The organism is Nesterenkonia sphaerica (assembly GCF_005771565.1).
In the GTDB taxonomy this organism is placed as follows: Bacteria; Actinomycetota; Actinomycetes; order Actinomycetales; family Micrococcaceae; genus Nesterenkonia; species Nesterenkonia sphaerica.
In genome coordinates, this window is record NZ_VAWA01000014.1 from 1 (window position 1) to 22,981 (window position 22,981).

Genomic DNA, 22,981 nt, shown 5'->3' on the forward strand with positions numbered 1-22,981 from the left:
CTGGCTACGCAAATAGGAGACACGCCCTAGTCGACGACGCCGCAGGCGACCCGGTCGCCGGTGTCGCCGGTGGTCAGCGACTCAGGATCGGGACCGTATGGGGCGTACCGGGGAGGGACGTTGCCGTGATTGTCAGGGGCGGAGTGGATGATCACGGCCCTGCCCTCACCTTCGAGCAGAAGCTCCTGGCTCAGCCGGTCGGTCACCACTTCCAGGTACCCGGACTCGTCCTCGTTGATCAGCAGATTGGGCAGGCTCCCGGCCCGGTCAGGGTGGGCGACGTCACCTTCAGCCTCGGCGGCCTGGGGCGGATCGGTCTCCAATTCGCCTTCGCCTTCGATGACGTCCATGTCCTGTTCGGTCTCACCTTCCAGCGAGCCGCCGGCTGAGAAGAAGTCGCCGATCTGACCCCACTCATTGGCTGACTGGACCTCACACACTCCCTGCTCGTGGATGCTCACGCCTCGGAAGCCTGGGCCCAGGTCCCAGGCCTCCACCTGCACTCGGACACCTTCGTCGTCTTCGGTTTCGGCGAAGCTGACCCGGCCTACCTCGTTGCCGGCGACATCCACCAGCTCTGTCTCTGCAAAGGGCTCGTCGCCGGGGTCTGCCGGGTCGTCGTCGGCTGGCTGCCTGTCGGTGCCCTCCTGCGCCGCAGCCCCCGTCTGCTCAGGTTCGGGCTCAGGCGTGGGGTCGGGGTCATCATCACCACCACATGCCGCAAGGGCTAGGGTGGCGCAGAGCGTCAGGGACAGCAGGGCGGGCCAGCGGGCGGAGGTTCGCATCGCTGGACACTATATCCCCGTAGCGGACCGCGGCGCACAGTACTCATGCGTACAGGAATCGCACCGCGTGGAAGAAAACCGGGGCTGCGAAGCAGAGCGAGTCCAGCCGGTCCATGATGCCGCCGTGGCCGGGGATGGTGGAGCCGAAGTCTTTGATTCCGCGATCACGCTTGATGGCTGACATCACGAGACCCCCGGCGAACCCCATTACGCATGAGATGAGTGCCAGCGCAGCCGCCATGAGAGGCGAGAAGGGGGTGATCCACCACAGAGCGGCCCCGATCGCAGTGGCAGAGAGGACACCACCGATGAACCCCTCCCAGGTCTTATTGGGGCTGACGCTAGGCGCGATGGGGTGCCGACCCAATGCTTTTCCCCAGGCGTACTGCAGCACATCCGAACCCTGCACCACGATCAGCAGGAACAGCAGCAGATGCGCCCCGGTGGCTCCACCTGCTCCCGGTGCCGAACCTTCAGCAGCCTCCCGGCCAAGCTCCATGGCCACCGGAAGCTGCAACAGGGCGGGAGCGTGGCTGATGGCGTAGACACACACCATCAGCGCCCATTGGATGGTGGCCGCGCGCTGCAGGAACCCCTTGGTCTCTCCCGCCAGGGCGTTGCGGGCGGGCAAGAAGAGGAAAGCGTAGACGGGTATGAAAACGCTGAACATGCCGTACCAGTGTTCCCACAGGAACCAGTAGTGCAGCGGAGGAAGAATGAACACCAGCCACACCAATGCTTTGTGGTCGGCCCTGCCGGTGGGAGAGATGGTGATGAATTCACGCAACGCCAGCAGGGACAGTACCAGGAAGAGCAAGATGGTGAGTGTCTCTCCTGCGGCCAGCACCGCCCCGATGAGCGCCACCATCAGCCACCATGCGTTGATGCGCTGTTTCAGATTTCTGATGGTGCTGGTGGCACCCATTTTTCTGCCGAGGATCCAGGCGATAACGCTGGCGAGCACCAGTGCCCCGAGGACACCGCCGAGGAGACCCAGTGCAGAGGAGTCGAGCAGACCGAATTCCCAGTCACTCATGGGTGGTCCTGGCGTGGCGGAGCCCCGGGGGAGGTGGCGTCGTCCGCTGCGTCACGGGCGATGGCTTGGTGCTCGGCGAGGCACTCGACCAGAATCTGTCGCGCTCGGGTCAGGAACACCTGCTGACTCTCCTCGGCAGCGAGCTGGATCGGTGCGCAGAAGACGACAGTCGACAGGTGCGGCACCGGAATCAACTCTCCTTTGGGCAGAATACGTCCCAGATTTGCCAACGTCACGGGCACCACTGGCACTTCAGGGTGGCACTGGGCCAGTTTGTAGAGGCCGCCGTGGAACTCGGCAATGGTTTCTCCGTCGCCGCGGGTACCCTCCGGGAAGATGATCAGCGAGTCCCCGGCCGCGAGCACCTCGGACATGCCGGTTATCTGACCTTTGGGGCTGACCCCAGCATGGGATCTGCGCCGCCGGGGGCCGCTGGCGCCGTGCCGGTCCACCAGGTAGGCGTTGAAGATCTGCTCCGCGAAGATCTTCCGGAGTCCACTTCCCCAGTAGTCCTTGGCCGCCACGGGGCGGGCGCGATTCTGTAGGTCCGGCGGCAGGGCCGCCCAAATGGTGAGGAAATCCAGGTGACTGCTGTGGTTGGCGTAATAGATAGCCTGCTCAGGCAGCTGCGGGGGCGAATCACCCTCGGCGGCCAGGACGCGGGCGCCGGTGAAGGCGCCGATGAGCTTCGCGAGGCTGCGCCGGGGGAAGGCGGTGGTCATCATCGGGACTACTTTCCTGCCTGGACCCGCAGCACTGTGCTGATGCGGCGCACTCGGCGCATGCAGGTGAACAGCGACCCGAGAGCGATCACGCTCACAGTGCTCAGCAGCACCCAGCCGGGGGGCCAGGGCAACCAGGGTTCGGCGGTGGCTGCCAGGGCTCCGACCGTCAGCAGCCACATCCGGTGCGGTTTGGCCAGCGGTCCGTCGAAAAACGACCCAGCCCCCAATGAGGCCCCGAGGCTGCGGATATATGCGGTGAGCACCGCCAGAACCGCCGCGAGAAAGCCCAGCAAGATGCCCAGGTCGACGCTACCGACCGTCGCCACTCCTGCTGCCGCAATTCCTGCAGCTGCGAGCAGCAGCACGTCCGAGATCCGGTCGGGCAGCTCGTTGTACAAATCCCCGACTGGAGAGCTCATGCCCTTCTCCACAGCGAGCATTCCGTCGAGCATATTCAGCAGCAGCCGCAGCGGGATGCAGACAGCGGCCGCTGTCAGAAGCACGAGCCGGGCAGCATCACCATCAGTGTGGGCTGAGCTGATCAACGCGGCAGCGCCGACGCCGGCGAAGAACATGGAGCCGAGGGAAATTTGATTGGGTGTGAGCTTCGCCGCCGCCAGGACGTCGGCAGTCCTGGCTGCCCACCGGGTGCTGCGCTGAGGGATCTCCCGCCGGTCGGTGCCGTGACTCATGCTGATGTCCATTCACTCGGTGTAGTCCATACGCTAATACCTACCGGGTCACCGCGTCAGTAACCGTTGGTTCGACATCCGCCGATTTTGTGATCGGCTCACGTTAGAGTCGGGCTATGGGACGGCTGCGCAGACGGAACACCTCCGGGGCGGTGCGGGACCACAGCGTGGCAGCTGTGTGGGGGTTCGCGGAGGCCACTTTCTTCTTTGTGGTCCCGGATGTGTGGACCTCCTGGCTAGGTCTCCGCCGACCCCGGCGTGGCCTGAGCACCGCCTGCTCAGCTCTGGGCGGTGCACTGCTGGGCGGAGCGGTGACGTGGCGGTGGGCGCGCAGCGTGTCGGCAGAGAGTTCCCGAGCCGCACTCATCCGAGTGCCAGCCATCTCCGCCGGGATGGTGGAGCACGTCGAGCAGGAAGTGACCGCCTCCGGGCACCGCGCTCTGCTGCGCGGACCGACCCGCGGGGTTCCTTACAAGCTCTATGCCCGCGCTTCCGGCCTGCAACACAAGTCGTTGCTGAACTTCCTGGCCTGGAGCGTCCCGGGCAGACTGATCCGTTTCATGACGGTCACATTGCTGACCGCCGGGATCGCGCGGCTGATCCGCATGGCGTTCCCGCAGGTGCCGGAGCGTGACATTTCGGCAGTGTTCTGGGCCGGCTGGGGAGGATTCTATGCGTGGTTCATCACTGTGATGTCACGACGGCGCTGAGCCACCCCGTGACAAACTGGCGGTTATGGCTGAATCGATCTTCGCTGACCTGGACCGTTACGTAGCCCACCCTCGAACATCCGGGCTGTGCCTCAGCCCGGACGGGTCCCGGCTGGTCACTACGGTGCAGACGCTGAACTCCAAGAACAACGGCTACGTGAGCGCCCTGTGGGAGATAGATCCGGCCGGTCAACGGCCGGCCCGGCGGCTGACCCGGAGTCTGAAGGGCGAGACCGGCCCCGCGTTCTCTGCCGCCGGAGACTTGTACTTCACCTCAGCGCGAGCCGACGAGACCGGGGAGGATGAGCACAGCGCCCTGTGGTGCCTCCCAGCCAGCGGCGGGGAGGCACGGGTGGTCAACGGCCGGGCAGGAGGTGTCACCTCCGTGGTTCCTGCCGCCGAGGCTGACGTGACTGCCGTGACCGCTCCCCTGCTTCCCGGTGCCACCGACGAGAGCTCCCAGGAGAGTCTGCACACGCTGCGCAAGGACGCCTCCGTCACAGCCGTACTGCACTCCGGGTACCCGGTCCGGTACTGGGACAAAGACCTGGGGCCGGCCGCGAACCACGCATTCATCGTCGAACCAGCCGAGGATGACGACGACGCCGTGGGGCCAGCGGAGTCGGCTCGGCATCGGCTGCGTTGTCTCACCCTGGAGCTGGGCCGCCGCTTCGACGGCACCGTGCAGCTGAGCCCGGACGGTTCGCAGGCGCTGCTCGGGGTCACTGTGCCTGAAGCGAAGGCAGAGCGCCGTTCATCCATCGCTGTAGTGGAGACTTCCACCGGCGCGCATCGCATGGTGGCGGACTCCCCCGGCATCACCTACACCCCGGGACCGCTCAGTCCCGACGGGACCAAGGCTGCGGTGACCGTCTCGCCCCAACCTTCTCCGGAACGCGCCCTCTCCCCCCGCCTTGCGGTCCTGGAGATCAGCAGCGGCACGGTCACCCCGCTGGCAGCGCAGCTTGATCTGTGGCTGAGCCCCGCCTCCTCCCGCCCCTGGCTGGATGACCAACGACTGCTGGCCACCGCCGACAAGACGGGACGCGGTGGGCTCTTCATCGTCGACGTTGTCTCAGGGGAGGCCGAGGAAGTGGCCGTGGAGGGGGCAGTCTACTCTGAGGTGCATCCCTCCCCAGACGGCGCTGTGGCATACGCGGTGCGCAGCAGCTACGCCTTCCCCGAAGAGGTGGTGCGCATTGACCTTGGCACAGGCTCAGTCACCCGGCTGCAGAACCCCACCCCCCGTCCTGCGATCCCCGGCAGACTGGAGGAGGTGCAGACCCGGGCCAGCGACGGCGTCGTCGTCCGGGGTTGGCTGTGTCTGCCTGAGCACGCCTCCGCCGATACCCCTGCAGCGCTGCTGCTGTGGATTCATGGTGGGCCGCTGAGCTCGTGGAACGCGTGGTCCTGGCGGTGGAATCCCTGGCTGGCGGTGGAACAGGGATACGCGGTGCTCCTGCCTGACCCGGCTCTTTCCACCGGGTACGGGCAGGATTTTGTGCAGCGCGGATGGAACGCCTGGGGCGAGAAGCCCTATACGGACCTGATGAGCATCACCGACGCTGTGGAGGCCCGCGCGGACATCGATGCTTCGCGAACGGCGGCCATGGGAGGCTCCTTCGGCGGATACATGGCCAATTGGATTGCCGGGCAGACTGACCGGTTCAAAGCCATCGTCACCCACGCGAGCCTGTGGGCGCTGGACCAGTTCGGGCCGACCACCGACATGTCACCCTTCTGGCGTCGCCAGATCGATCAGGCCATGATGGACGAACACTCCCCGCACGATTTCGTCAACCGGATCGTCACCCCCATGCTGGTTATCCACGGAGACAAGGACTATCGTGTGCCCATCGGGGAGGGGCTCAGACTGTGGTTCGAACTGCTGGCCGACTCAGGGCTGCCCGCTGACGCGGACGGTGAGACCCTGCACCGGTTCCTGTACTTCCCGGATGAGAATCACTGGATCCTGCAACCACAGCACACCAAGGTGTGGTACCGAGTGATCTTCGCGTTCCTCTCCGAACATCTACTCGGTCAGCCCGGCCGCCTGCCGGCTCCGCTGGGGCTGACCCCAGCGGAGACGTCTTCGCCGGAGTCCGAGTGACCAAGAGTCTCCGCTGCGGATGGCTCACCCGCGGCGGACTCTGAAGCCTTCCGCGGGCAGTGCCTGGAGTTCGGCCGCGGAGGCCTCGCGAGTCTCCACTGAGGTGACCTCCGCGCGCTTCGGTCCGGTGCCGCACCAGCTGATCAGCGCCTCGACGGCGGGGCCGTCGCCGCCGATGAGCAGCTCCACAGCGCCGTCCGGAGTGTTGCGCACCCAGCCGACGAGTCCGAGCTCCTCGGCCTGCCGCTTGGCAGAGTTCCGAAAGTTCACCCCCTGGACAGTGCCGGTGACGCGAACGGAGGTGCCTGCGCTGAAGTGGGATTCCATAGGTTCAGTCAAGCAAAGGTGGAAGCTGGTGTGAAGGGGCTACCAGCGCGGGCGCACCGAGCCGGCGCCGGTGGCTGAATCGTAGGAATAGACTTCCCTCCCTTCGATCCAGGTGCGCAGCGCCCGATGGCGGGTATCCAGGGGATCCCCCTCCCAGAGCGTGAGGTCAGCATCCTTGCCCGGCTCGATCGATCCCACGCGGTCCGCGACGCCCAGCACCTCGGCCGGGTTGATGGTCACTGCTTTGATGGCCTCTGCTGGGTCCATCCCCTCTTTGACGGCTAGGGACGCCTGGTTGATAAGGAAATCGATGGGAACTACCGGGTGGTCTGTGATGATCGAGACCTTGACCCCGGCCTTCGCCAAGATCCCCGGCGCACGGGGGCTGCGTGCCCGGACCTCTACCTTGGACCTGGAGACCATCATGGGCCCGTAGAGCACCGGGATGCCCCGCGCTGCGATGCGCTCGGCGATCAGGTGGGCCTCAGTTCCGTGGTCAAGCACCAGATCGTAGCCGAACTCGTCGGCGATGCGCAGGGCAGTCATGATGTCATCAGCACGGTGACAGTGCTGACGCCACGGGATTTCGCGGTTAAGCACCTTGACCAACGCCGCCGAGACGAGATCAGCCGGGCGATCCTCCGGGCTTTTCGCAGCCCAGTGCTGAGCCTCCGCGAAAGCCTTCCGCGCCGCAAAGGCCGTGCCCAACCGGGTATTGGGCGTCTTTTTCTGGTCACCGTAGACACGTTTGGGGTTCTCACCGAGCGCGGCCTTCAGCCCGGAGGGCGAACGCAGCACCATATCGTCAATGACCGCGCCGTGGGTCTTGATCGCCACGGTCAAGCCACCAATGACATTCGCCGACCCAGGGTTGACGTTGACTGTGGTGACGCCGTGGGCGAGCGCGTCATCAAACCCGATCTCGACAGGATTGATCGCATCAATGGCCCGCACTGCGGCGGTGACGGGGTCGGTGGACTCGTTGAAGTCGGCGCCGGCCCAGCCTTCGCCCTGCTCGTGGACTCCGAGGTGGACGTGAGCGTCCACCAGCCCAGGCAGTACCCAGCCGCGCTCGGCGTCGATCACCTCATGTCCCGCAGGTGTCTCGACATCCGGTCCCAGCTCCGTGATTCTGCCCTCGGTGACCACCACCGAGCCGTCGAAGGGAGCCGCCGTGGCCGGGACCACATGCGCATTTATCAGCACATAGTTTCCAGAAGCAACCATAGTCTCACCCTAGTGCAGTACTCCGCCGTTGGAGGCCCGACCCAGGTGTCGCATCATCGCTATTCTCAATAACCAGGCTTATTGTGAATATATGGGAGGAACGCACAGCGGCGGCCAGGGGGCCCGCGACGTCGGCGGGCAGCGTCGTCGCCTGCTGGTCGCCTGCCTCATCACGGTGGGGATTGTCGCCGTGCAGGCTATCGGTGCGTGGGTCACGGGGTCACTGGCGCTGCTGACTGATGCGGTGCATTCCCTCGCCGACAGCATTGGGCTCTTCGTGGCGCTGATCGCGGCCAGTGTGATGTTCCGCAGCGCCACCCGCACCCGCACCTGGGGCTACCGCCGAGTGGAGTCCCTGGCCGGGGCCGTGCAGGCCGCCTTGCTGGTGGGGATCGCCCTCTACGCCGCGGTGGAAGGCGTACAGCGCCTGCTGGCACCGCGGGAGGTGCTGCACGTGGAGCTGCTGCTCTTCGGCGCCGCCGGTTTGGTGGGCAACGTAGCCGCCCTGCTGGTTCTGGCGCCGCGGCGGCAGGCGAACCTCAACCTCCGGGCTGCGTTCCTGGAGGTCTTCGCAGATGCCCTCGGCTCACTGGGGGTCATTGCCGGCGCAGTGATCATCTGGACCACCGGATGGCATGGTGCTGATGCCGTAGTGGCCCTGCTGATTGCCGCGATGATCGTGCCGCGGGCAGTGCTGCTGCTGCGCGAAACGGGACGTGTGCTTCTGGAATTCACCCCGCGGGGCCTGGATCTGGACGAGGTCCGGGAGCATATGCTCTCGTTGAGACATGTCCAGGAGGTCCATGATCTGCATGCCTCCACTGTGGCGACCGGCCTGCCCGTGCTCTCCGCACACGTGGTGGTCGATGACGCCTGTTTCACGCAGGGGTGCGCGCCCGAGACCCTGGCGGCGCTGCGAGCCTGTGTGGCCGAGCATTTTCCGGTGCCGATCCTCCACTCCACGTTCCAACTCGAGACGGCACAGCAGGCCTCCGGCGAGCAGCTGGCGCCCGGCTCCACACCCCGCAGCTGCCACTGACCAGGGGTTGCGCTCGCTGAAGAGCCTGATACGGTCCAAGTGACGGCACCGGTGCTGTCGCGAACTCCTTGGGGTCCGGCAGCAGCCGCTGCCGCGGGCGGAGCACATCTACGACCAAGGAGGTTCCAGTTTATGACCACGATCGCCCCAGAAGTGACCGACCTCTATCCCACCCGCCAGGGTGAGAACCGCGTCATGCCACGGCAGGACGCGGTCGTGCACGGCACCGCAGACCAAGGCCCACTTGATGCTGCGACGCTGGCCAGCTTTGACCAGCGAGGCTACCTAACCATCGACCAGCTCATCAATGATGATGAACTGGAGCTGTTCCGCAGCGAGCTGAAGCGCCTCGCTGCGGACCCGGCCGTCAAAGCGGATGAACGCACTGTGGTGGAGGCGAAATCCGATGAAGTGCGCTCGATCTTTGACATCCACAAGACCAATGAGATCTTCCGAAAGATCGCCAATGACCCGCGCATTGTCAACCGGGCCCAGCAGATTCTGGGTTCGGAGGTCTACATCCACCAGAGCCGGATCAATTACAAACCCGGGTTTGTCGGCAAAGAGTTCACCTGGCACTCCGATTTTGAGACCTGGCACGCTGAGGACGGAATGCCCACGCCGCGGGCAGTGAGCATCTCCATTTCACTGACCGACAACTACTCGTTCAACGGCCCACTCATGATCATGCCTGGGTCGCATAAGCACTACGTCTGCGCCGCGGGAGAGACTCCCGAGGACAATCACAAACTGTCCCTGATCATGCAGGGCGCTGGGGTGCCGGCCGCCTCCACGCTTGAGCAGTTCGCTGAGAAGTTCGGCATCGACGTCTTGGAGGGCCCCGCTGGCGGAGCCATCATGTTCGACTCCAACTGCATGCATGCCTCCAACGGCAACGTCACGCCCTTCCCACGCTCCAATGTGTTCATTGTGTACAACTCCGTGGAGAACACGCTGGTCGATCCGTTTGCCGCTCCGAAACCACGGCCGGAGTTCCTCGGCAGCCGCGACTTCACCCCAGCTGGCAGCTGAACCTGTCGCGCCGCGCGCCTACTGATCACTCGGGGCGCTGCAGGGTGATGACGGCGTCCATGTCGTCGTCGGGGGCCAGCTTGTTGCGGTCTGCCGCGCCGCAGGCGGTGCAGCGATGGACCAAGATGTAGCCCTTCTTACCGGAGTAGTCCACACCTACCGGTGCCATGGCCCCACCGCAGTCAGCCGCCCGATCGCCGGGCAGCTTATCGACATGGCGCGACCACAGGCACTGTGGACAGTGGTTGCGGTAGCTCCCTCCGGCATGCCGGGGCACCGCGGCCCCGCAGTGGACGCAGGCGAAGCCGGTGTTCTCGGTCTGCCGCCTGCCCGGCTCAGGCCCTCCGGCGGAAGTCATGGGCTGGACTCCGGGTCGTGGCCCGGGGCGCGGGGTGCTGCGGAGCTGACGGCTGAGGCGCGCTGTGCCAGCGCGCTGGAGTAGAGGCAGATGGTCGCGGCGGTGGCGACGTTGAGTGACTCCGCCCGACCATAAATAGGGATGGCGACCACGTGGTCAGCCAGCTGGAGTTCCTGCTGGCTCAGTCCCTGGGCCTCATTTCCAAAGAGCCACATGGTGCGCGCAGCGGCGTCGAAAGACCCTGTCTGCTCCGCCGAGGGCACCAGCTGAGTCAGTTGCGCCTCGGCCTCCGCGGCGGTGGCGAGCACCTGCATTCCGACCGCCTTGGACCGGTGCGCAAGCGGTTCGGGATCCGCACCGGTGATGAGCGGGATGTGGAAGTGGGACCCCGCGGCAGCGCNGCGGACGACCTTCGGTGCCCAGGGGTCAGCCGCTCCCCCACTGAGGACCACCATGTCCGCCCCGGCTGCGTCAGCGGTGCGGATCATGGTGCCGACGTTCCCTGGGTCCTGCACCCGGACCAGGGTGGCGACGAGTGCCGCGGCGTTGAGTTGATGAGCGGCCGCCGGCTCCGAGCTGCAGCTGGGGATGCGCGCCACTATGACCAAGCCCTGGGAGGTCTCCGCGTCCCCCATTGCGGCCAGCACCTCTGGGGTTGCTTCGCGCAGGAAGGGGCGGGCACCGCGCGGCAGCTCCGCAGCGGGGTCGAACAGCACCGCTCGCAGGCGATCCACCAACGCTTCCACATCAGGAAGACGGCGCAGGGCAACGGGGTCGAAGAACAGGGAATCCAACTCTGGCAGCCCGTCTGCGCGGCTCTGCCCAGCGGTACCGGGAGGCGGCTGAGGTTCGAAGCGGGACAACCACAGGGTGAGCGCCTCCCGCGCCACCTGAGGGCCCTCCGCCAGGAACTGGCGATGTTTCTTCCTCCCGGCACGGCTGGCCAGCGATGCGACCCGTCTCACCCGCTCGCTGCGGGGGTTGTCCATCAGATGTTCATCCACCACTGTCTCGCTTTCTCCCCCCGGACGGCACATTCGAGGGGACGTTGCTGCCAAGAAGCTGGCGGCGTCGCACTGATTGTTGCAATACCCATGGTCCAGCGGCCCCGGCTGCAACATTGTGTGGGACACAATGGCTCAGCACGCCCAGCGTCCCATCGAGTTTCCCAGATAGGGGTGCTTAACGCAGTGATGCCCGCTCCACAATGTGGAAGCGGGCATCACTGCAGCCGACCCAGGGGTCAGGCAGACACCTTGGGAGCGTTGACATCCGAGGGCAGAGCCTGGCGCGCAGTCTCCACCAGGGAGCCGAATGCCTTGGAGTCGGTCACGGCCAACTCGGCGAGCATCCTGCGGTCGACCTCGACTCCGGCGGCCTTCAGGCCCTGGATGAACCGGTTGTAGGTCATGCCGTGTGCGCGGGAGGCCGCATTGATGCGCTGGATCCAGAGGCGACGGAAATCGCCTTTGCGCTTCTTGCGGTGCTGATAGTTGTAGGTGTAGCTGTGCAGCAGCTGCTCTTTGGCCTTGCGGTAGAGGCGGGAGCGCTGTCCGCGGTAGCCGGAAGCCCGGTCAAGGACTTTGCGGCGCTTCTTGTGGGCGTTGATCGCCCTCTTGACACGTGCCATGAATGTTTCTCCTGTGAGCTAAGTCTGGGGTCGTACTCGATGCGTGGGGCTCAGAGGCCCAGCATCTTCTTGATGCGCGATTCGTCAGCCTTGGTGACAATCTGGTCAGATGCCAGGCGACGGGTCAGGCGCGAAGACTTGTGCTCCAGGTAATGGCGACGGTTGGCCTGCTGGCGCTTGATCTTGCCGGAGCCGGTCTGCTTGAAACGCTTCTTGGCCCCAGAGTGAGTCTTTTGCTTCGGCATTGAGCCGCACTCCTTCGTTTTGTTCGGACCTGCAGTGCCTTGGATGATCGACGGGACAACCACGACGACGGCACAGAGGTGGGCTGCCCCATTCTCCGGAGATGAGCGGCAGCCCCTTTGTCGCGGATTGAACGGCTGTGCCCTGTAACGGACGCAGACTGCCAACCCAACGGTATATCTTACGGGAACCGCGACGTCGACCCCAAATTCTTCAGGAATTCCCGCCGAGCTCGCCCGTGCGCGCGCCGGAGCTCACCGTGTGGAGAGCAGGGAATCAGCGGTTCTTGAGCTCATCCGGGAGGTAATCCTCCATGGAGTGAGACAGCGGCTTGACGTCCTTGGGGTCGGTGGAGACCCGCTTCTGACGCTCCTGTGTCTTCTGTGCCCGGCGCTCGTTCTTGGCCTTGGTCTTGGCCTTGTTGTCCTCGTTGTCGGAGACCTCGCCCTCATGGGTGGCTGCGGCCTTGGCCTGCTGGGCCTTGGTGCGCAGCGGACCGACCACCATCACCATATGACGCCCGTCCTGGCGGGGGGAGGACTCCACCTGACCCAGATCGGCGACGTCTTCGCTGAACCGCTGGAGCAGGCGCACACCCATTTCAGGGCGCTGCTGCTCACGTCCACGGAATTGGATCATCGCCTTGACTTTGTCTCCGGCGTCGAGGAACCGGCGAGCGTGACCGACCTTCGTCTTGTAGTCGTGGTCGTCAATCTTCAGACGGAAGCGAACTTCCTTCAGCGTGGTGGTCGACTGGTTCTTCCGAGATTCGCGCGCCTTGACTGCGGCCTCGTACTTCCACTTGCCGAAGTCCATCAGCTTGCAGACAGGCGGCTTCGCCTGCGGAGCAACCTCTACCAGATCAAGATCAGCTTCGCCTGCCAGGCGCAGGGCGTCTTCTATTCTGACGATGCCCACTTGTTCCCCTTGAGGGCCCACGAGGCGGACTTCCGGAACTCGGATTCGGCTGTTGATGCGTGGTTCGCTGATCTGTCTTGCTCCTGATTCGATGAGATGCTCCATGAGGCCGATCTCGAGGCACGCGGTGGCGCGGTGGAAATCGACTGTGAGAATCTTATCAGTATGACTAGTGACCAGAACACCCCGTCGGGACACAGCTCCGCTGCCGAGGACGACGTCGCCGCACTCATCGGCACCCAGACCCGAGATATTGCCGAGGTTCCGGCCGTGGAGCTGATCAACACTGTGGCAGTGCACCTGATGAGCGCCGCCGCCGTGAAGACCGGCCTGGCAGAAGGGCCAGACGCTGAGGAACTGAAGGATCTCGACGAGGCGCGCAAGCTTATTACCGCCCTCGCCGGGCTGGTCACCGCCGCGGCGCCGGAAGTCGGATCCACGCACGCCGCTCCTCTGCGGGACGGAGTGCGATCTCTGCAGCTGGCGTTCCGGGAAGCCTCCCTGATTACTGATGCGCCGGGCAAGGGCCCGGGCGAGAAATGGACCGGGGCGGTCTCCTGATCGGCTCCCGCTAGGGTTGGCCTGCCTCGAGCCACTCAGCGGTCGGCTTGATGAAAAGCAGCACCAGCGCGGTGCCTGCAGGCACCAAGAAGATCAGCCCAGTGCTGAGCGCGCCTCCGGCGAAAAAGCTGAACGAGAGGACCACCATCAGCAGCTGAAGGACCATGGCTGGGGTGCGCGCGGTGGCGGAGCCCAGGAAGATCCGGAATCCCAACAGCACCAGCACGGCCCCAGAGAGCAGGTACAGCACCGTCAGGGCAATTGTTCCGGCGGCATCAAGGACTTGAGCGTCCGAGCTCAGGGCAGTCACCAATGTGCCCCCAATGATGGCTGCGCCCTGACAGAACAGGATCACGTAGACGACCCATACCGATGTGGGGCGTGGAGGCCTCGCCGACGACGTCTCTGCCATGGGAACTATTCAATCATTTGCACCCCGCAGCAGGCCTCACGCTGAGGTGAGACCTGCGTGGCGTTCAGCTGGCCCGGCGGGCACGTGCCGCGCGACGCTTGAGCGCGCGCCGCTCATCTTCAGACATGCCGCCCCAGACCCCGGCATCCTGGCCGGTGTCCAACGCCCACTGCAGGCAGGTGTCCATCACTGGGCACCTGCGGCACACGCTCTTGGCCTCTTCGATCTGCAGTAATGCCGGGCCGGTGTTGCCCACCGGGAAGAAAAGTTCGGGGTCCTTGTCCAGACATGCTGCTCGGCTGCGCCAATCCATGGCGATCACTACTCCTTGTGCCTGCCGGCGACGCGCGCCTCAGGCCGGTCTTGGATGCTTTAGTATTAAAGGCTGGCATGTTACGCACAGGCAAACAAGACCTCTCAACGGCTGAATTTGACAAAACCCTGTGTGATTCGTCACGTTCAGCTGTGCGGCAGCTCCACGGGGGGAACGGGCGCTGAGGCGCTACCCGAGAATCGGTGCCCGAAGCACCACCCGGGTGCCCGGTCGCTGCGGATCCTCTCCGGTACCGGGCAGCCATTCGATAGCGCCGGAAAGCTCGCCCCGGACCAGCGTGCGAACAATCTGCAGACCCAGACCGGGCTCCCATTCACCCTCCGGCACCCCGACGCCGTCATCGGTCAGTTCAATCTCCAGCCGCTGACGCCCGGCAGCGTCAGCCAGGCGATTCACGGTCAGTGTCATGCGCAGCCGCTCGTCCGGGGGGAAGCCTGACAACCCGTGCTCGACCGCATTGGCGATCACCTCGGTGATCACCAGGACCAGCGGAGTCACCATGTGCGGCGGAAGCTGACCGAAACTGCCTTCGAACCGGGTCTCTGCAGAACGCTCTGACTGCGCCATCTCCGTGGCCAGATGCAGCTGCCGACGCATCAGCTCGTCCACGTCGACGCTCTCCTCCAAGCCCTGAGAGAGTGAATCGTGGACCATAGCGATGGTCTCCACCCGGCGCATGGCTCGCTGCAGCCCCTCCCGCCCCTCGGCGGAGCTCATCCGCCGGGACTGCATACGCAGCAGGGCCGAGACTGTCTGCAGATTGTTCTTCACCCGGTGGTGAATCTCTTTGATCGTGGCGTCCTTGCTCATCAGCTGCTTATCCCTGCGGCGCAGCTCGGTCACGTCCCGGCACAGTACCAGTGCGGCGAACCTCTCCCCCCGGTGCACCAGCGGAATGGAACGCAGGGTGACAGCCGCGCCGTGCGCTTCAAGCTCAGCGCGCATTGCGCGGCGTCCGGTGAGCATCTGCGGCTGTGAGGCGTCGACGGCGACGCCAGTGGCGCGCTGCAGCTCAGCGCCGATCCCCGCCAAGGACCTGCCTTCCAGCGCATCCTGCACGCCCAGACGCAGCAGGGCGGAGACAGCATTGGGACTGGCAAACGTGATCTTCCCCTCTGTGTCCAGCCGAAGCAGCCCGTCCCCGACTCGCGGGGCGCCGGAATATCCGGTGAATTCCTCCGTCGCGTCCGGCCATGCGCCGTCTGTCACCATGGCCATCAGATCCGCAGCGCAGCGCCGGTAGGTGAGCTCCATCCGCGAGGGAGTTCGCAGCGCAGCGACGGAGAAGTGCAGCGTCATCACGGCCACGGTCATGCCCGATCGCACCAGCGGTATCGCGGTGACCCGCATCCGAGCTGGAGACGGCTGGCCCTGATCGGAGGAATTTGTCTCCACCTGTGCCACCCAGGCGCGTTCGACCATTCGCCGCAGATCGGCACGGATGCGGTCGCCGACCACATCACGGTGGACCAGCGTCTGGGTGGTAGAAGGACGCGCCTGAGCCAACGCCACATAGGAACGGCCCGCGGACTCCACCACGCCGTCGTCGGTGTCGGGGAACCACAGCACGAGGTCGGAAAAGGCCAAGTCGGAGAGCAGCTGCCAATCAGCGACCAAGGCATGGAGCCACTCGATGTCCTGGCGCCTCAGGTGCCGGTTGTCGTCCAACCGTTCGCTGAGTACGTCAACACCCATGGCTACGCGCCGACGAGGCCGCGCAGGTGCCGCAGCAGCACTGCAATGGAAGCCATGGTGAACTCGTGGTCCCGCACCTCAGCAGAGAGTCGCTCTGCGCGCGTCAGCGCCGAAGCGTTGGCCTGTTTCCACTCTGCCAAACGTTGCTGTGGATCCGTCTGCTGGTCGGTCGTCGTCAAAATCGACTGGGTGATCTCGTGCAGCGCGAAGTACAGTTCGTCGCGCTGGGCACCCCTTGCCAGGGCCTGCCACTTGTCTTTTCGGGGAAGATTCGTGATGTGGTTCAGCAGCGAATCGGCGTCGAAATCCGCGTAGACGGCGTAGTAGACCTCGGCGACCACGCGAGAGTCCATACTGTGGGCGCGGGCCAGGGCCGCGATGTCCAGTAGGGAGAAAGACTCGAACAGCTCGGCGTACCAGGAAGCCAGCTCGTCCCCCATTCCCAACTCAGAGACTTCCGCGCGGCGCAGGCTCACCCGCTCTGCATCGGCTCCCGCCAGCAGACCGTGGAGCTGGCGGTACAGCGGGGAGATGTGCTCCTGGTAGGCGGCGATGTCTTCTTCCAACGAGGCGCTGTCCACCCCGTGATTGACCAACCAGCGCACGGCCCGGTCCAGCAGACGGCGCATATCCACATAGGCCTCTGCCCACGACGAGGTCGGGAACTCCACCGGGAGACGGCGCAGTGCGGCGTCAAATTCGTCGAGCTGGAAAAGCTCACGCACCACGAGGAATGCCCGCACCACCTGCGCCGGAGAGGCGAACGTCTCCTCAATGGTGCGGAAGACAAAGGTGGAGCCGGCCATATTGATCACGTCATTGGCCACTTCATTGGCGATGATGCGTCCAGCCAGCGGGTGGCGGGGCAGCTGCTCAGTGAACTGTTCCGTCAGCTGTGTGGGGAAGTAGCTCTCCAGAACCCGCAGCAGCCAAGGATCCGCCGGCAGGTCGGATTCGCTCAGCTCGCCTTTGAGATGGATTTTTGCGTAGGCCGCCAGCACTGCGATCTCGGGAGCCGTCAGCGGAGGCACCTGCGCTGCCAGCCGGTCCTGCATGTCCTGGTCGGTGGGCAGGACCTCCAGCTGGCGATCCAGTCCCGCGTGGGCCTCCAGCCAGGAAATGAGACGTCCGAAGCTAGGAGACCACTCGGTGAGCCGATGCCGCTCTGCAAGCAGGAGCACGTTCTGATCCTCATTAGTCTGCAGCACCAGCTCCGCAACGTCCTCTGTCATCTGCTCGAGCAGCCCGTTGCGCGCCTCAGGCGCCAGGTGCTCAGAGTGGACCAGGGCTTCAAGAAAGATCTTGATGTTGACTTCGTGGTCGGAGCAGTCCACCCCGGCGGAGTTGTCGATGGCATCGGTGTTCAGCAGCACGCCGTGCTGGGCGGCCTCTATGCGCCCAGCTTGGGTCAGTCCCAGGTTGCCGCCCTCCGCGACTACCTTGGCGCCGACCTCCGAGCCGTTGATGCGGATTCCGTTGTTCGCGCGGTCGCCGACATCCTCGTGCGACTCGGCTGCGGCCTTGATGTAGGTCCCGATCCCCCCGTTGTACAGCAGGTCCACCGGCGCCTTCAGCAGGGCGCTGATCAGTTCCGGAGGCGTCAGCTGATCCGCCTCGAAGCCGAACCTCTCCTTCATCTGCGCAGTGATGTCGATGCTGCGTGCGTCCCGGGAGAAGACGCCACCCCCGGCGGAGATCAGCTCCGGGTCGTAGGCGTCCCAGCCTGATTTCTGCGCGGAGAAGAGACGCTTCCGCTCGGCGTGCGAGACTGCGGCGTCCGGGTTCGGGTCGATGAAGATATGCAGATGGTTAAACGCTGCGACCAGTTGGATGTGCTCAGAAAGCAGCATGCCGTTGCCCATCACATCGCCGCCCATGTCGCCGATGCCGATCACCGTGAAGTCTTCAGCCTGGGTGTCGTGCCCGAGAGTCTTGAAATGTGACTTCACCGATTCCCAGGCGCCCCGGGCGGTGATGCCCATCGCTTTGTGATCGTACCCAACCGAGCCGCCGGAGGCGAAGGCGTCACCCAGCCAATGACCGTACTCCAGGCTGATCTCATTCGCCGTATCGGAGAAGGCAGCGGTGCCCTTATCCGCAGCCACCACCAGGTAGGGGTCGTCCCCGTCATGCCGGATAACGTTCTCCGGGGCCACGACCTCCATCGCACCCTCACCGGTGAGCTGATTGTCTGTCACGTCCAACAGCGCTCGGATGAACGTCTTGTACGCGTTCCGCCCGGCTTCGAACCACGCGGCGCGGTCCTGTTCGGGGTCCGGCAGCTGCTTGGGGTAAAACCCCCCTTTGGCACCTGAGGGGACGATCACCGCGTTCTTTACCATCTGAGCCTTCACCAGCCCCAGGACTTCGGTGCGGAAGTCCTCGGAGCGGTCTGACCAGCGCAGTCCGCCGCGGGCAATCCGGTCGAACCTCAGATGCGATCCCTCCACAGTCGGTGAGTACACCCAGATCTCGTGGGCCGGGCGCGGTGCAGGGGCAGCGTCGATGGATTGGGGTCTCAGCTTCAGGGACACCCAGTCTTTGCCCTGGTAAAGGTTGGTGCGATCGGTGGCGTCGATGAGGTTCAAGAAAGCCGAGAGCACCCGGTCCGCATCCAGGGTCCGGACTGACTCCAAGGCGGCGAGGACCTGTCCGCGGCAGGCTTGAACCGACTCCGCGCGCCCCGAGCTCAGCCGGGGATCGAACTTGGCGGTGAACAGCGCGATCAGCGCCCGCGCTACCTCGGGGTTGGCCAGCAGCGCCTCGGCCAGGAAATCATAGGAGTTCGGCACTCCCAACTGCCGCATGTACTTCGCGTAGGCGCGCAGAACTGTCACCCGGCGAATGTCCATCTGCAGATGCAGCACCAGGCGGGAGAACTCGTCGGACTCAACACGCCCGACCAGTACCTGGTGGTACGCCTCTTTGAACAGCTCACTGGTGCCCGATGGGTCCACTCCCGGCGGGTAGCAGATACCCAGATCGTAGAGGTAACACATCGCCCCATCGGCAGTGACGATGGTGTAAGCGCGCTCATCCAACAGCGACAGGCCGAAATCGTCGATGATCGGCAGGGTGTCGGTCAGTGTCTTGGCGTCTGCAAGATAGAGCTTCAGGCGCATATCTGCGGGGTCGTCGGACTCCGGGGCGTAGAAGTACAGCCGCGGTCCGGCCTCCGGTTGCGCTTGGAGAGTTTCGAACTCTGCGGCGTCGTGCAGCGCGTCAGAGACTTCGTAGACAGCCCGGTACTCAGGGGGAAATGCCTCTCCCCATCGGCTGGAAATGCGATCAGCGTGTGCTTGGGTGTAACGTTCAGCAGCTTCCTGGGCAATCCCCTCACTCCAGGATCGCACCGCGCGGGCCAGCCGCAGTTCCAGCTCCTCCTCGCTGATGCTCATCTCCGCTGCATCAGCGTTGAGCCGCATCCGGAAGAAGACCCGAGCCAGCACGGAGTCGGACAGCCGGACGGTGAAGTCGATGGACTCTGCATCAATGTGTGCCATCAGCTCGGCCTCAGTGCGTTGCCGAGTGTTGGTGTTGTAGCGGTCGCGCGGCAGGTACAGCAGCGCAGTCATGAATCGCCCATAGTGGTCCTTGCGGAGGAAGAGCTTGACGCGGCGGCGTTCCTGCAGCTGCAGGATCTGCCAGGCGGTGTCCTCAACTTCGGCAATATCCATCTGCATCAGCTCGTTGCGCGGATACGTCTCCAGTATCTGCAACAGGTCAGAGCCGGAGTGGGAGTCGGCGCTGAACCCTGAGCGTGCCAGGAGCTGCTTGGCGCGGGACCGCAGCAGCGGGATGGTGTCAATCGACTGCGTATAGGCACGCTGGCTGAACAGTCCCAGGAACCGGCGCTCCCCGGTCACCTGCCCGTCGTCGCTGAAGGTCTTGACTGCGACGTAGTCCATATAAGTTCGCCGACGCACCGTGGAGCGTGAGTTCGCCTTCGTGATCACCAGCGCGCGGGGCTGCAGCGCCCGGGCCCGGCCCGCGGCGGAGAGTTCCGAGGAGCTGCGGGCGCGGGGAACTCCCTCGACGTCGGCGAGGATGCCGAGTCCCGTGCCGGGCACCGGCTCCAATCGAGCGTGGATCTCCTCCTCATCCGGCCACTGCTCGGAAGGGTCCGAACCTTCTGCGTCGGCCGGCTGGCCACCCTCAAAGGTCAGCGAATATTCACGGTAGCCGAGGAAGAGGAAATTTCCATCGCCCATCCACTCCACAAACTCCGCAGACTCGTCGCGGTCCATCACCCCGTCAAGCCGCCGGATGGTCGAGGCCGCACGGTGGGCCTGCGCAACCATTTTCGTCTGGTCTCGGTAGCTGGCGCGCACATCGTGCAGGACGCGGCTCAGCCCGGCCACCAAAGCCTCGGCGGCCTCTGCATCTAGGACCCGGTCCAATTCCACCGCGATCCAGGACTCCACCTCAAAGCGATCCTGTTCGTCGATGATCGCGGCCAAGCTCGGCAGCGCCTGGGTATCACCAGAGGACAGGGAGCGGCCCTGCGTGGGCAGCGACTGCACCGCTTTCAGCCGGGCGTCGCGAGAGCTGCGCTTGGTCAGCAGAATGGGGTGGACCACCAGGGAGATCGCATGTCCACACCGGGTGACCTCACTGGTGACCGAGTCCACCAAATAGGGCATGTCATCGGTTACGACCTGCACCACGCTTCGGTGCCCGACGCGCACCACTGTCACCGCAGGCTGTGCGCTCCGGCGGGAATCGGCCAACCGCACATGTGATTCAACGCGGTGGAGACGCTCCGAGAGGTCGATCTCAGCCAGATCCTCTTGTGCGATATGGGCGAAGTATGCCTCCGCGAGCGCCTCAAACTGATCGTCGTCCCGGGTCCAGAGTGTGGTGGGCTGATCGGCCATCGCCTTGTGTCTTCTCCCTCGAAGTTCTGATGAAGCACTAGCCAGCCTATCCTCCGTTCTCACGCCCAGGAAGCCCCGCCGCGGCTTCGGCCGGTCGCCGGCTGCGCAGCAGTGTGCCGGAGCTGGCAGCACGAGTCAGACGACGACGTCTCCGGGGGATCCCGATTCCGACCAGGGCGGCGATCTGCCGGCGCAGCGCGGACTCTGCGGCAGACTCGGCAAGGACGTGGCCGCCCCGAAGGGCAGCGTCGCAGACCGCTGGCTCCCAGGGCAGGAATGCCGCAATCGGGGCGTGGCTGCCCAGCTGCAGCCAGGCCTCGCTGAGCTGCCTGCGCGGGGAGCGCCCGACGACGTCTTTGCGGAGCTTGTTGATCACCACTTTCGGAGCAGGCGCCGCCGGCAGCTCATCGACAAGCTGCTGAGCTGCTTTGATGAGTCGAGAGAAGCCGACGGGGTCAGGGGTGCCGATCAGCAGGGTGTGGTCGGCTGAGCTGAGTACCGTTCGCGCCGCCGAGTTGCGTTCGACGGCAGGCTGCTCGTATCCCCACTCCTGGTCTCCGGTGATCTCCGAGGCGAGGTCCACCACGACGTGGTCGTACTGGTGGCGACACATCTGGAGCACTTTCTCCAGCGCCCGGGGACGCAGCTCAGTCCATCGGTGTGCGCGAGGCAGCCCGGTCAGCACGTCACACCGAGCCTTTCCCACCTCGACGGCGGAAGTCGCACGCAGCAGCGCTTCTGTGTCCAGACTGCCGAATTCAGCCGCCCGACAGACCTGGGCGATGCCTGCCGACTCTTCGATCAGCCCCAGATGGACGGTGACCGCCGCCGCATAGGTGTCCGCGTCGATCAGCAGCACCGAACTGCCGCTGAGGGTCAGTTCCGCGGCCAGGTTGACCGCGACTGTGGTGCGCCCCGGCGCACCCGCAGGACCCCAGACCGCGGTGATTCCTCGGGCGGAGAGCTTGGCAGCGCTGGGGCTTTGCGGGCTCTCTCCGGGCGCTTCCGTCAGCTCGTAATCTTGGACCAGTGCAGCGAACCTCGCCTCCTGGTCCGTGTGTGCCGCTGCTACGTCCCGCCGTAGCGGGTCTCTCGAGCGCAGCGCGTGAGCCAGCTCGGCGGCGGTGACGGCGTCGTCGAAGGCCACCAGGCCCAGCTGCTGCAGCCGGGTGCGCTCTGCGGGGCGGTCCGAAATCACCACTACCGCTGAGACATCTTGGCGGAGCTGTTGGACAGTGGTCTCGGTGATGTCGTCGGTGTTGCCGATGATCAGCGCCGCATCGGTCCTGCCGGTACGGGTCACCGCGATGAGCTCGGTGAGGTCGGCACAGCGCCGGTCGATGGTCACATCAGTGTGCAGGCGCTCCAACGCGGTGACGTGGTCGGTGGAGAGCAGACCGGTGGTGACCACAGCGCAGCGGCTCATCAATTGTCTCCAGCGCCTGCGGGCAGGACAGTCAGTTCATCGCCGGCGCCAAGAGCTGCCAAGAGGTCGGGCACCTCCGCCGGGTCCACCAGCAGCTCCACAGTCACCGCAGCACCGGGCTCGAAGGTGGCATCGGATTCGCGAATGTCGGTAACCTCCGCGGCAGTCGCCAGCATCGTGACCTCGCCGGACTGCTCGAGCGCGGAAAACCCAGAGGCGGCCCACACGTCCACGCTGCGGCCCGGCTGCACCGAGCGGGCCAAAGCGTGCTGGACGTCCACCGTCACAGCCTGGCGACGCTGCTGATCCACCGCACCCAGCGCCGCCGCTGGCACCAACTCACCTTCCGAGAGAGGCCGAAGCAGCTCGACGTCTGGCGGCAGCTCTGCCTCTGCGGAGAGATAGTGCTCAGCGGCGGCGTCGAGCCGGACGTGGACGGTGTGCAGGTCCTCAGCACTGAGCTGCGTGCCGGTGCTGAGCTCACGGTCAGCGGCATATACCGGAAGGGTGCGGTTTTGGGCGTTGAGCAGGAATATCACACCGGCCACAGACGCCAGGATCAGCCCCACGCCGATTATCATCCGCGGATCAAACCAGGCGGGCCGACGCAGTCTGCGAGCCGGGGCCGGCTGCGGAGCTCCACCCCGCAGTGCCCGCTCGGCGAGCTCAGGGTCTCCGGATGCATAGTCCAATGTGGCCACTACCCACTCCTGATGCAGTGTCGAACACAAGTGTTCAGATGTTAACTGATGCATGCACCTGTGGCGAGAGGCCAACCGCGCCGCGGCCATGCTTGATTCTGGCCTCGAGAGTGCCACAATAGAAGCAAATGACAACAAACGTC

The 22,981-nt window shown here is 65.0% G+C and carries 22 protein-coding genes; 5 read left to right on the plus strand and 17 right to left on the minus strand.

Annotated elements, in window-relative coordinates; genetic code table 11:
• Positions 1-26 precede the first annotated feature (26 nt).
• The 4 genes from FEF27_RS10120 to FEF27_RS10135 are packed head-to-tail and all read right to left on the minus strand — an operon-like array spanning position 27 to position 3,238.
• Positions 27-785 carry a superoxide dismutase family protein gene (locus FEF27_RS10120; protein WP_138170743.1) on the minus strand — a complete coding sequence of 253 codons (759 nt, stop codon included), beginning with the start codon at positions 783-785 and terminating at the stop codon, positions 27-29.
• Between the two features lie 43 nt (positions 786-828).
• Entirely contained in the window at positions 829-1,821 is a 993-nt protein-coding gene (locus FEF27_RS10125) for a phosphatidate cytidylyltransferase (protein ID WP_138170744.1), read from the minus strand.
• Positions 1,818-2,546 carry a lysophospholipid acyltransferase family protein gene (locus FEF27_RS10130; protein WP_138170745.1) on the minus strand — a complete coding sequence of 243 codons (729 nt, stop codon included), beginning with the start codon at positions 2,544-2,546 and terminating at the stop codon, positions 1,818-1,820. Before FEF27_RS10130 ends, FEF27_RS10125 begins: the two co-directional genes overlap by 4 nt.
• Positions 2,547-2,551: 5 nt before the next feature.
• Positions 2,552-3,238 carry a CDP-alcohol phosphatidyltransferase family protein gene (locus tag FEF27_RS10135; protein WP_166429991.1) on the minus strand — a complete coding sequence of 229 codons (687 nt, stop codon included), beginning with the start codon at positions 3,236-3,238 and terminating at the stop codon, positions 2,552-2,554.
• A 116-nt stretch (positions 3,239-3,354) separates the two neighbouring features.
• Here FEF27_RS10135 and FEF27_RS10140 point away from each other — a divergent pair, with 116 nt between their 5' ends.
• Together FEF27_RS10140 and FEF27_RS10145 are read left to right on the plus strand one after the other, a co-directional pair.
• Positions 3,355-3,948 (plus strand): hypothetical protein, encoded by a 594-nt coding sequence (locus FEF27_RS10140; RefSeq protein WP_138170747.1) that lies wholly within the window; start codon positions 3,355-3,357, stop codon positions 3,946-3,948.
• Positions 3,949-3,973: 25 nt separating this feature from the next.
• Positions 3,974-6,058, plus strand: a complete 2,085-nt coding sequence (locus FEF27_RS10145) for a S9 family peptidase (RefSeq protein WP_138170748.1) — start codon at positions 3,974-3,976, stop codon at positions 6,056-6,058.
• Between the two features lie 24 nt (positions 6,059-6,082).
• Here FEF27_RS10145 and FEF27_RS10150 read toward each other — a convergent pair whose 3' ends face one another.
• Both FEF27_RS10150 and FEF27_RS10155 read right to left on the minus strand, forming a co-directional pair.
• Positions 6,083-6,385 (minus strand): acylphosphatase, encoded by a 303-nt coding sequence (locus FEF27_RS10150; protein WP_138170749.1) that lies wholly within the window; start codon positions 6,383-6,385, stop codon positions 6,083-6,085.
• 39 nt (positions 6,386-6,424) lie between these two features.
• The gene (locus FEF27_RS10155) at positions 6,425-7,612 is read right to left on the minus strand and encodes an amidohydrolase (protein ID WP_138170750.1); all 1,188 of its coding nucleotides are present in this window, start codon (positions 7,610-7,612) and stop codon (positions 6,425-6,427) included.
• A gap of 91 nt (positions 7,613-7,703) precedes the next feature.
• Here FEF27_RS10155 and FEF27_RS10160 point away from each other — a divergent pair, with 91 nt between their 5' ends.
• The gene (locus FEF27_RS10160; RefSeq protein ID WP_138170751.1) at positions 7,704-8,651 is read left to right on the plus strand and encodes a cation diffusion facilitator family transporter; all 948 of its coding nucleotides are present in this window, start codon (positions 7,704-7,706) and stop codon (positions 8,649-8,651) included.
• A gap of 132 nt (positions 8,652-8,783) precedes the next feature.
• Positions 8,784-9,683 (plus strand): ectoine hydroxylase, encoded by a 900-nt coding sequence (gene thpD, locus FEF27_RS10165; protein WP_138170752.1) that lies wholly within the window; start codon positions 8,784-8,786, stop codon positions 9,681-9,683.
• 25 nt (positions 9,684-9,708) lie between these two features.
• Here thpD and FEF27_RS10170 read toward each other — a convergent pair whose 3' ends face one another.
• From FEF27_RS10170 to infC, 5 genes are all read right to left on the minus strand, one after another.
• Positions 9,709-10,041 carry an RNHCP domain-containing protein gene (locus FEF27_RS10170; RefSeq protein ID WP_138170753.1) on the minus strand — a complete coding sequence of 111 codons (333 nt, stop codon included), beginning with the start codon at positions 10,039-10,041 and terminating at the stop codon, positions 9,709-9,711.
• A complete protein-coding gene (locus FEF27_RS10175; RefSeq protein WP_424991678.1) occupies positions 10,038-11,162 on the minus strand; it encodes a TrmH family RNA methyltransferase in 1,125 nt (374 codons plus the stop codon). The genes FEF27_RS10170 and FEF27_RS10175 overlap by 4 nt, the downstream gene beginning before the upstream one ends.
• Before the next feature lie 122 nt (positions 11,163-11,284).
• Positions 11,285-11,671 carry a 50S ribosomal protein L20 gene (rplT, locus tag FEF27_RS10180; RefSeq protein WP_138170754.1) on the minus strand — a complete coding sequence of 129 codons (387 nt, stop codon included), beginning with the start codon at positions 11,669-11,671 and terminating at the stop codon, positions 11,285-11,287.
• A gap of 50 nt (positions 11,672-11,721) precedes the next feature.
• Positions 11,722-11,916, minus strand: a complete 195-nt coding sequence (gene rpmI / locus FEF27_RS10185; RefSeq protein ID WP_138170755.1) for a 50S ribosomal protein L35 — start codon at positions 11,914-11,916, stop codon at positions 11,722-11,724.
• Positions 11,917-12,190: 274 nt separating this feature from the next.
• The gene (gene infC / locus FEF27_RS10190; RefSeq protein ID WP_138170756.1) at positions 12,191-12,937 is read right to left on the minus strand and encodes a translation initiation factor IF-3; all 747 of its coding nucleotides are present in this window, start codon (positions 12,935-12,937) and stop codon (positions 12,191-12,193) included.
• Positions 12,938-12,997: 60 nt separating this feature from the next.
• Between infC and FEF27_RS10195 the strand changes: the two genes are divergently transcribed.
• Positions 12,998-13,393, plus strand: coding sequence for a DUF1844 domain-containing protein (locus FEF27_RS10195; RefSeq protein WP_243729199.1), 396 nt, complete (start codon positions 12,998-13,000; stop codon positions 13,391-13,393).
• 10 nt (positions 13,394-13,403) lie between these two features.
• Here FEF27_RS10195 and FEF27_RS10200 read toward each other — a convergent pair whose 3' ends face one another.
• From FEF27_RS10200 to FEF27_RS10225, 6 genes are all read right to left on the minus strand, one after another.
• On the minus strand, positions 13,404-13,805 hold the full coding sequence (locus tag FEF27_RS10200) for a hypothetical protein (RefSeq protein WP_138170757.1): 402 nt from the start codon (positions 13,803-13,805) through the stop codon (positions 13,404-13,406).
• A gap of 64 nt (positions 13,806-13,869) precedes the next feature.
• Positions 13,870-14,118, minus strand: coding sequence for a WhiB family transcriptional regulator (locus FEF27_RS10205; protein WP_028463811.1), 249 nt, complete (start codon positions 14,116-14,118; stop codon positions 13,870-13,872).
• A 189-nt stretch (positions 14,119-14,307) separates the two neighbouring features.
• Positions 14,308-15,834, minus strand: coding sequence for a sensor histidine kinase (locus FEF27_RS10210; RefSeq protein WP_138170758.1), 1,527 nt, complete (start codon positions 15,832-15,834; stop codon positions 14,308-14,310).
• Positions 15,835-15,836: 2 nt separating this feature from the next.
• On the minus strand, positions 15,837-20,711 hold the full coding sequence (locus FEF27_RS10215; RefSeq protein WP_138170759.1) for an NAD-glutamate dehydrogenase: 4,875 nt from the start codon (positions 20,709-20,711) through the stop codon (positions 15,837-15,839).
• A gap of 46 nt (positions 20,712-20,757) precedes the next feature.
• Positions 20,758-22,137, minus strand: a complete 1,380-nt coding sequence (locus FEF27_RS10220; protein WP_138170760.1) for a CpaE/TadZ family protein — start codon at positions 22,135-22,137, stop codon at positions 20,758-20,760.
• The gene (locus tag FEF27_RS10225) at positions 22,137-22,838 is read right to left on the minus strand and encodes a CpaB family protein (RefSeq protein ID WP_138170761.1); all 702 of its coding nucleotides are present in this window, start codon (positions 22,836-22,838) and stop codon (positions 22,137-22,139) included. Before FEF27_RS10225 ends, FEF27_RS10220 begins: the two co-directional genes overlap by 1 nt.
• Positions 22,839-22,981: the final 143 nt, after the last annotated feature.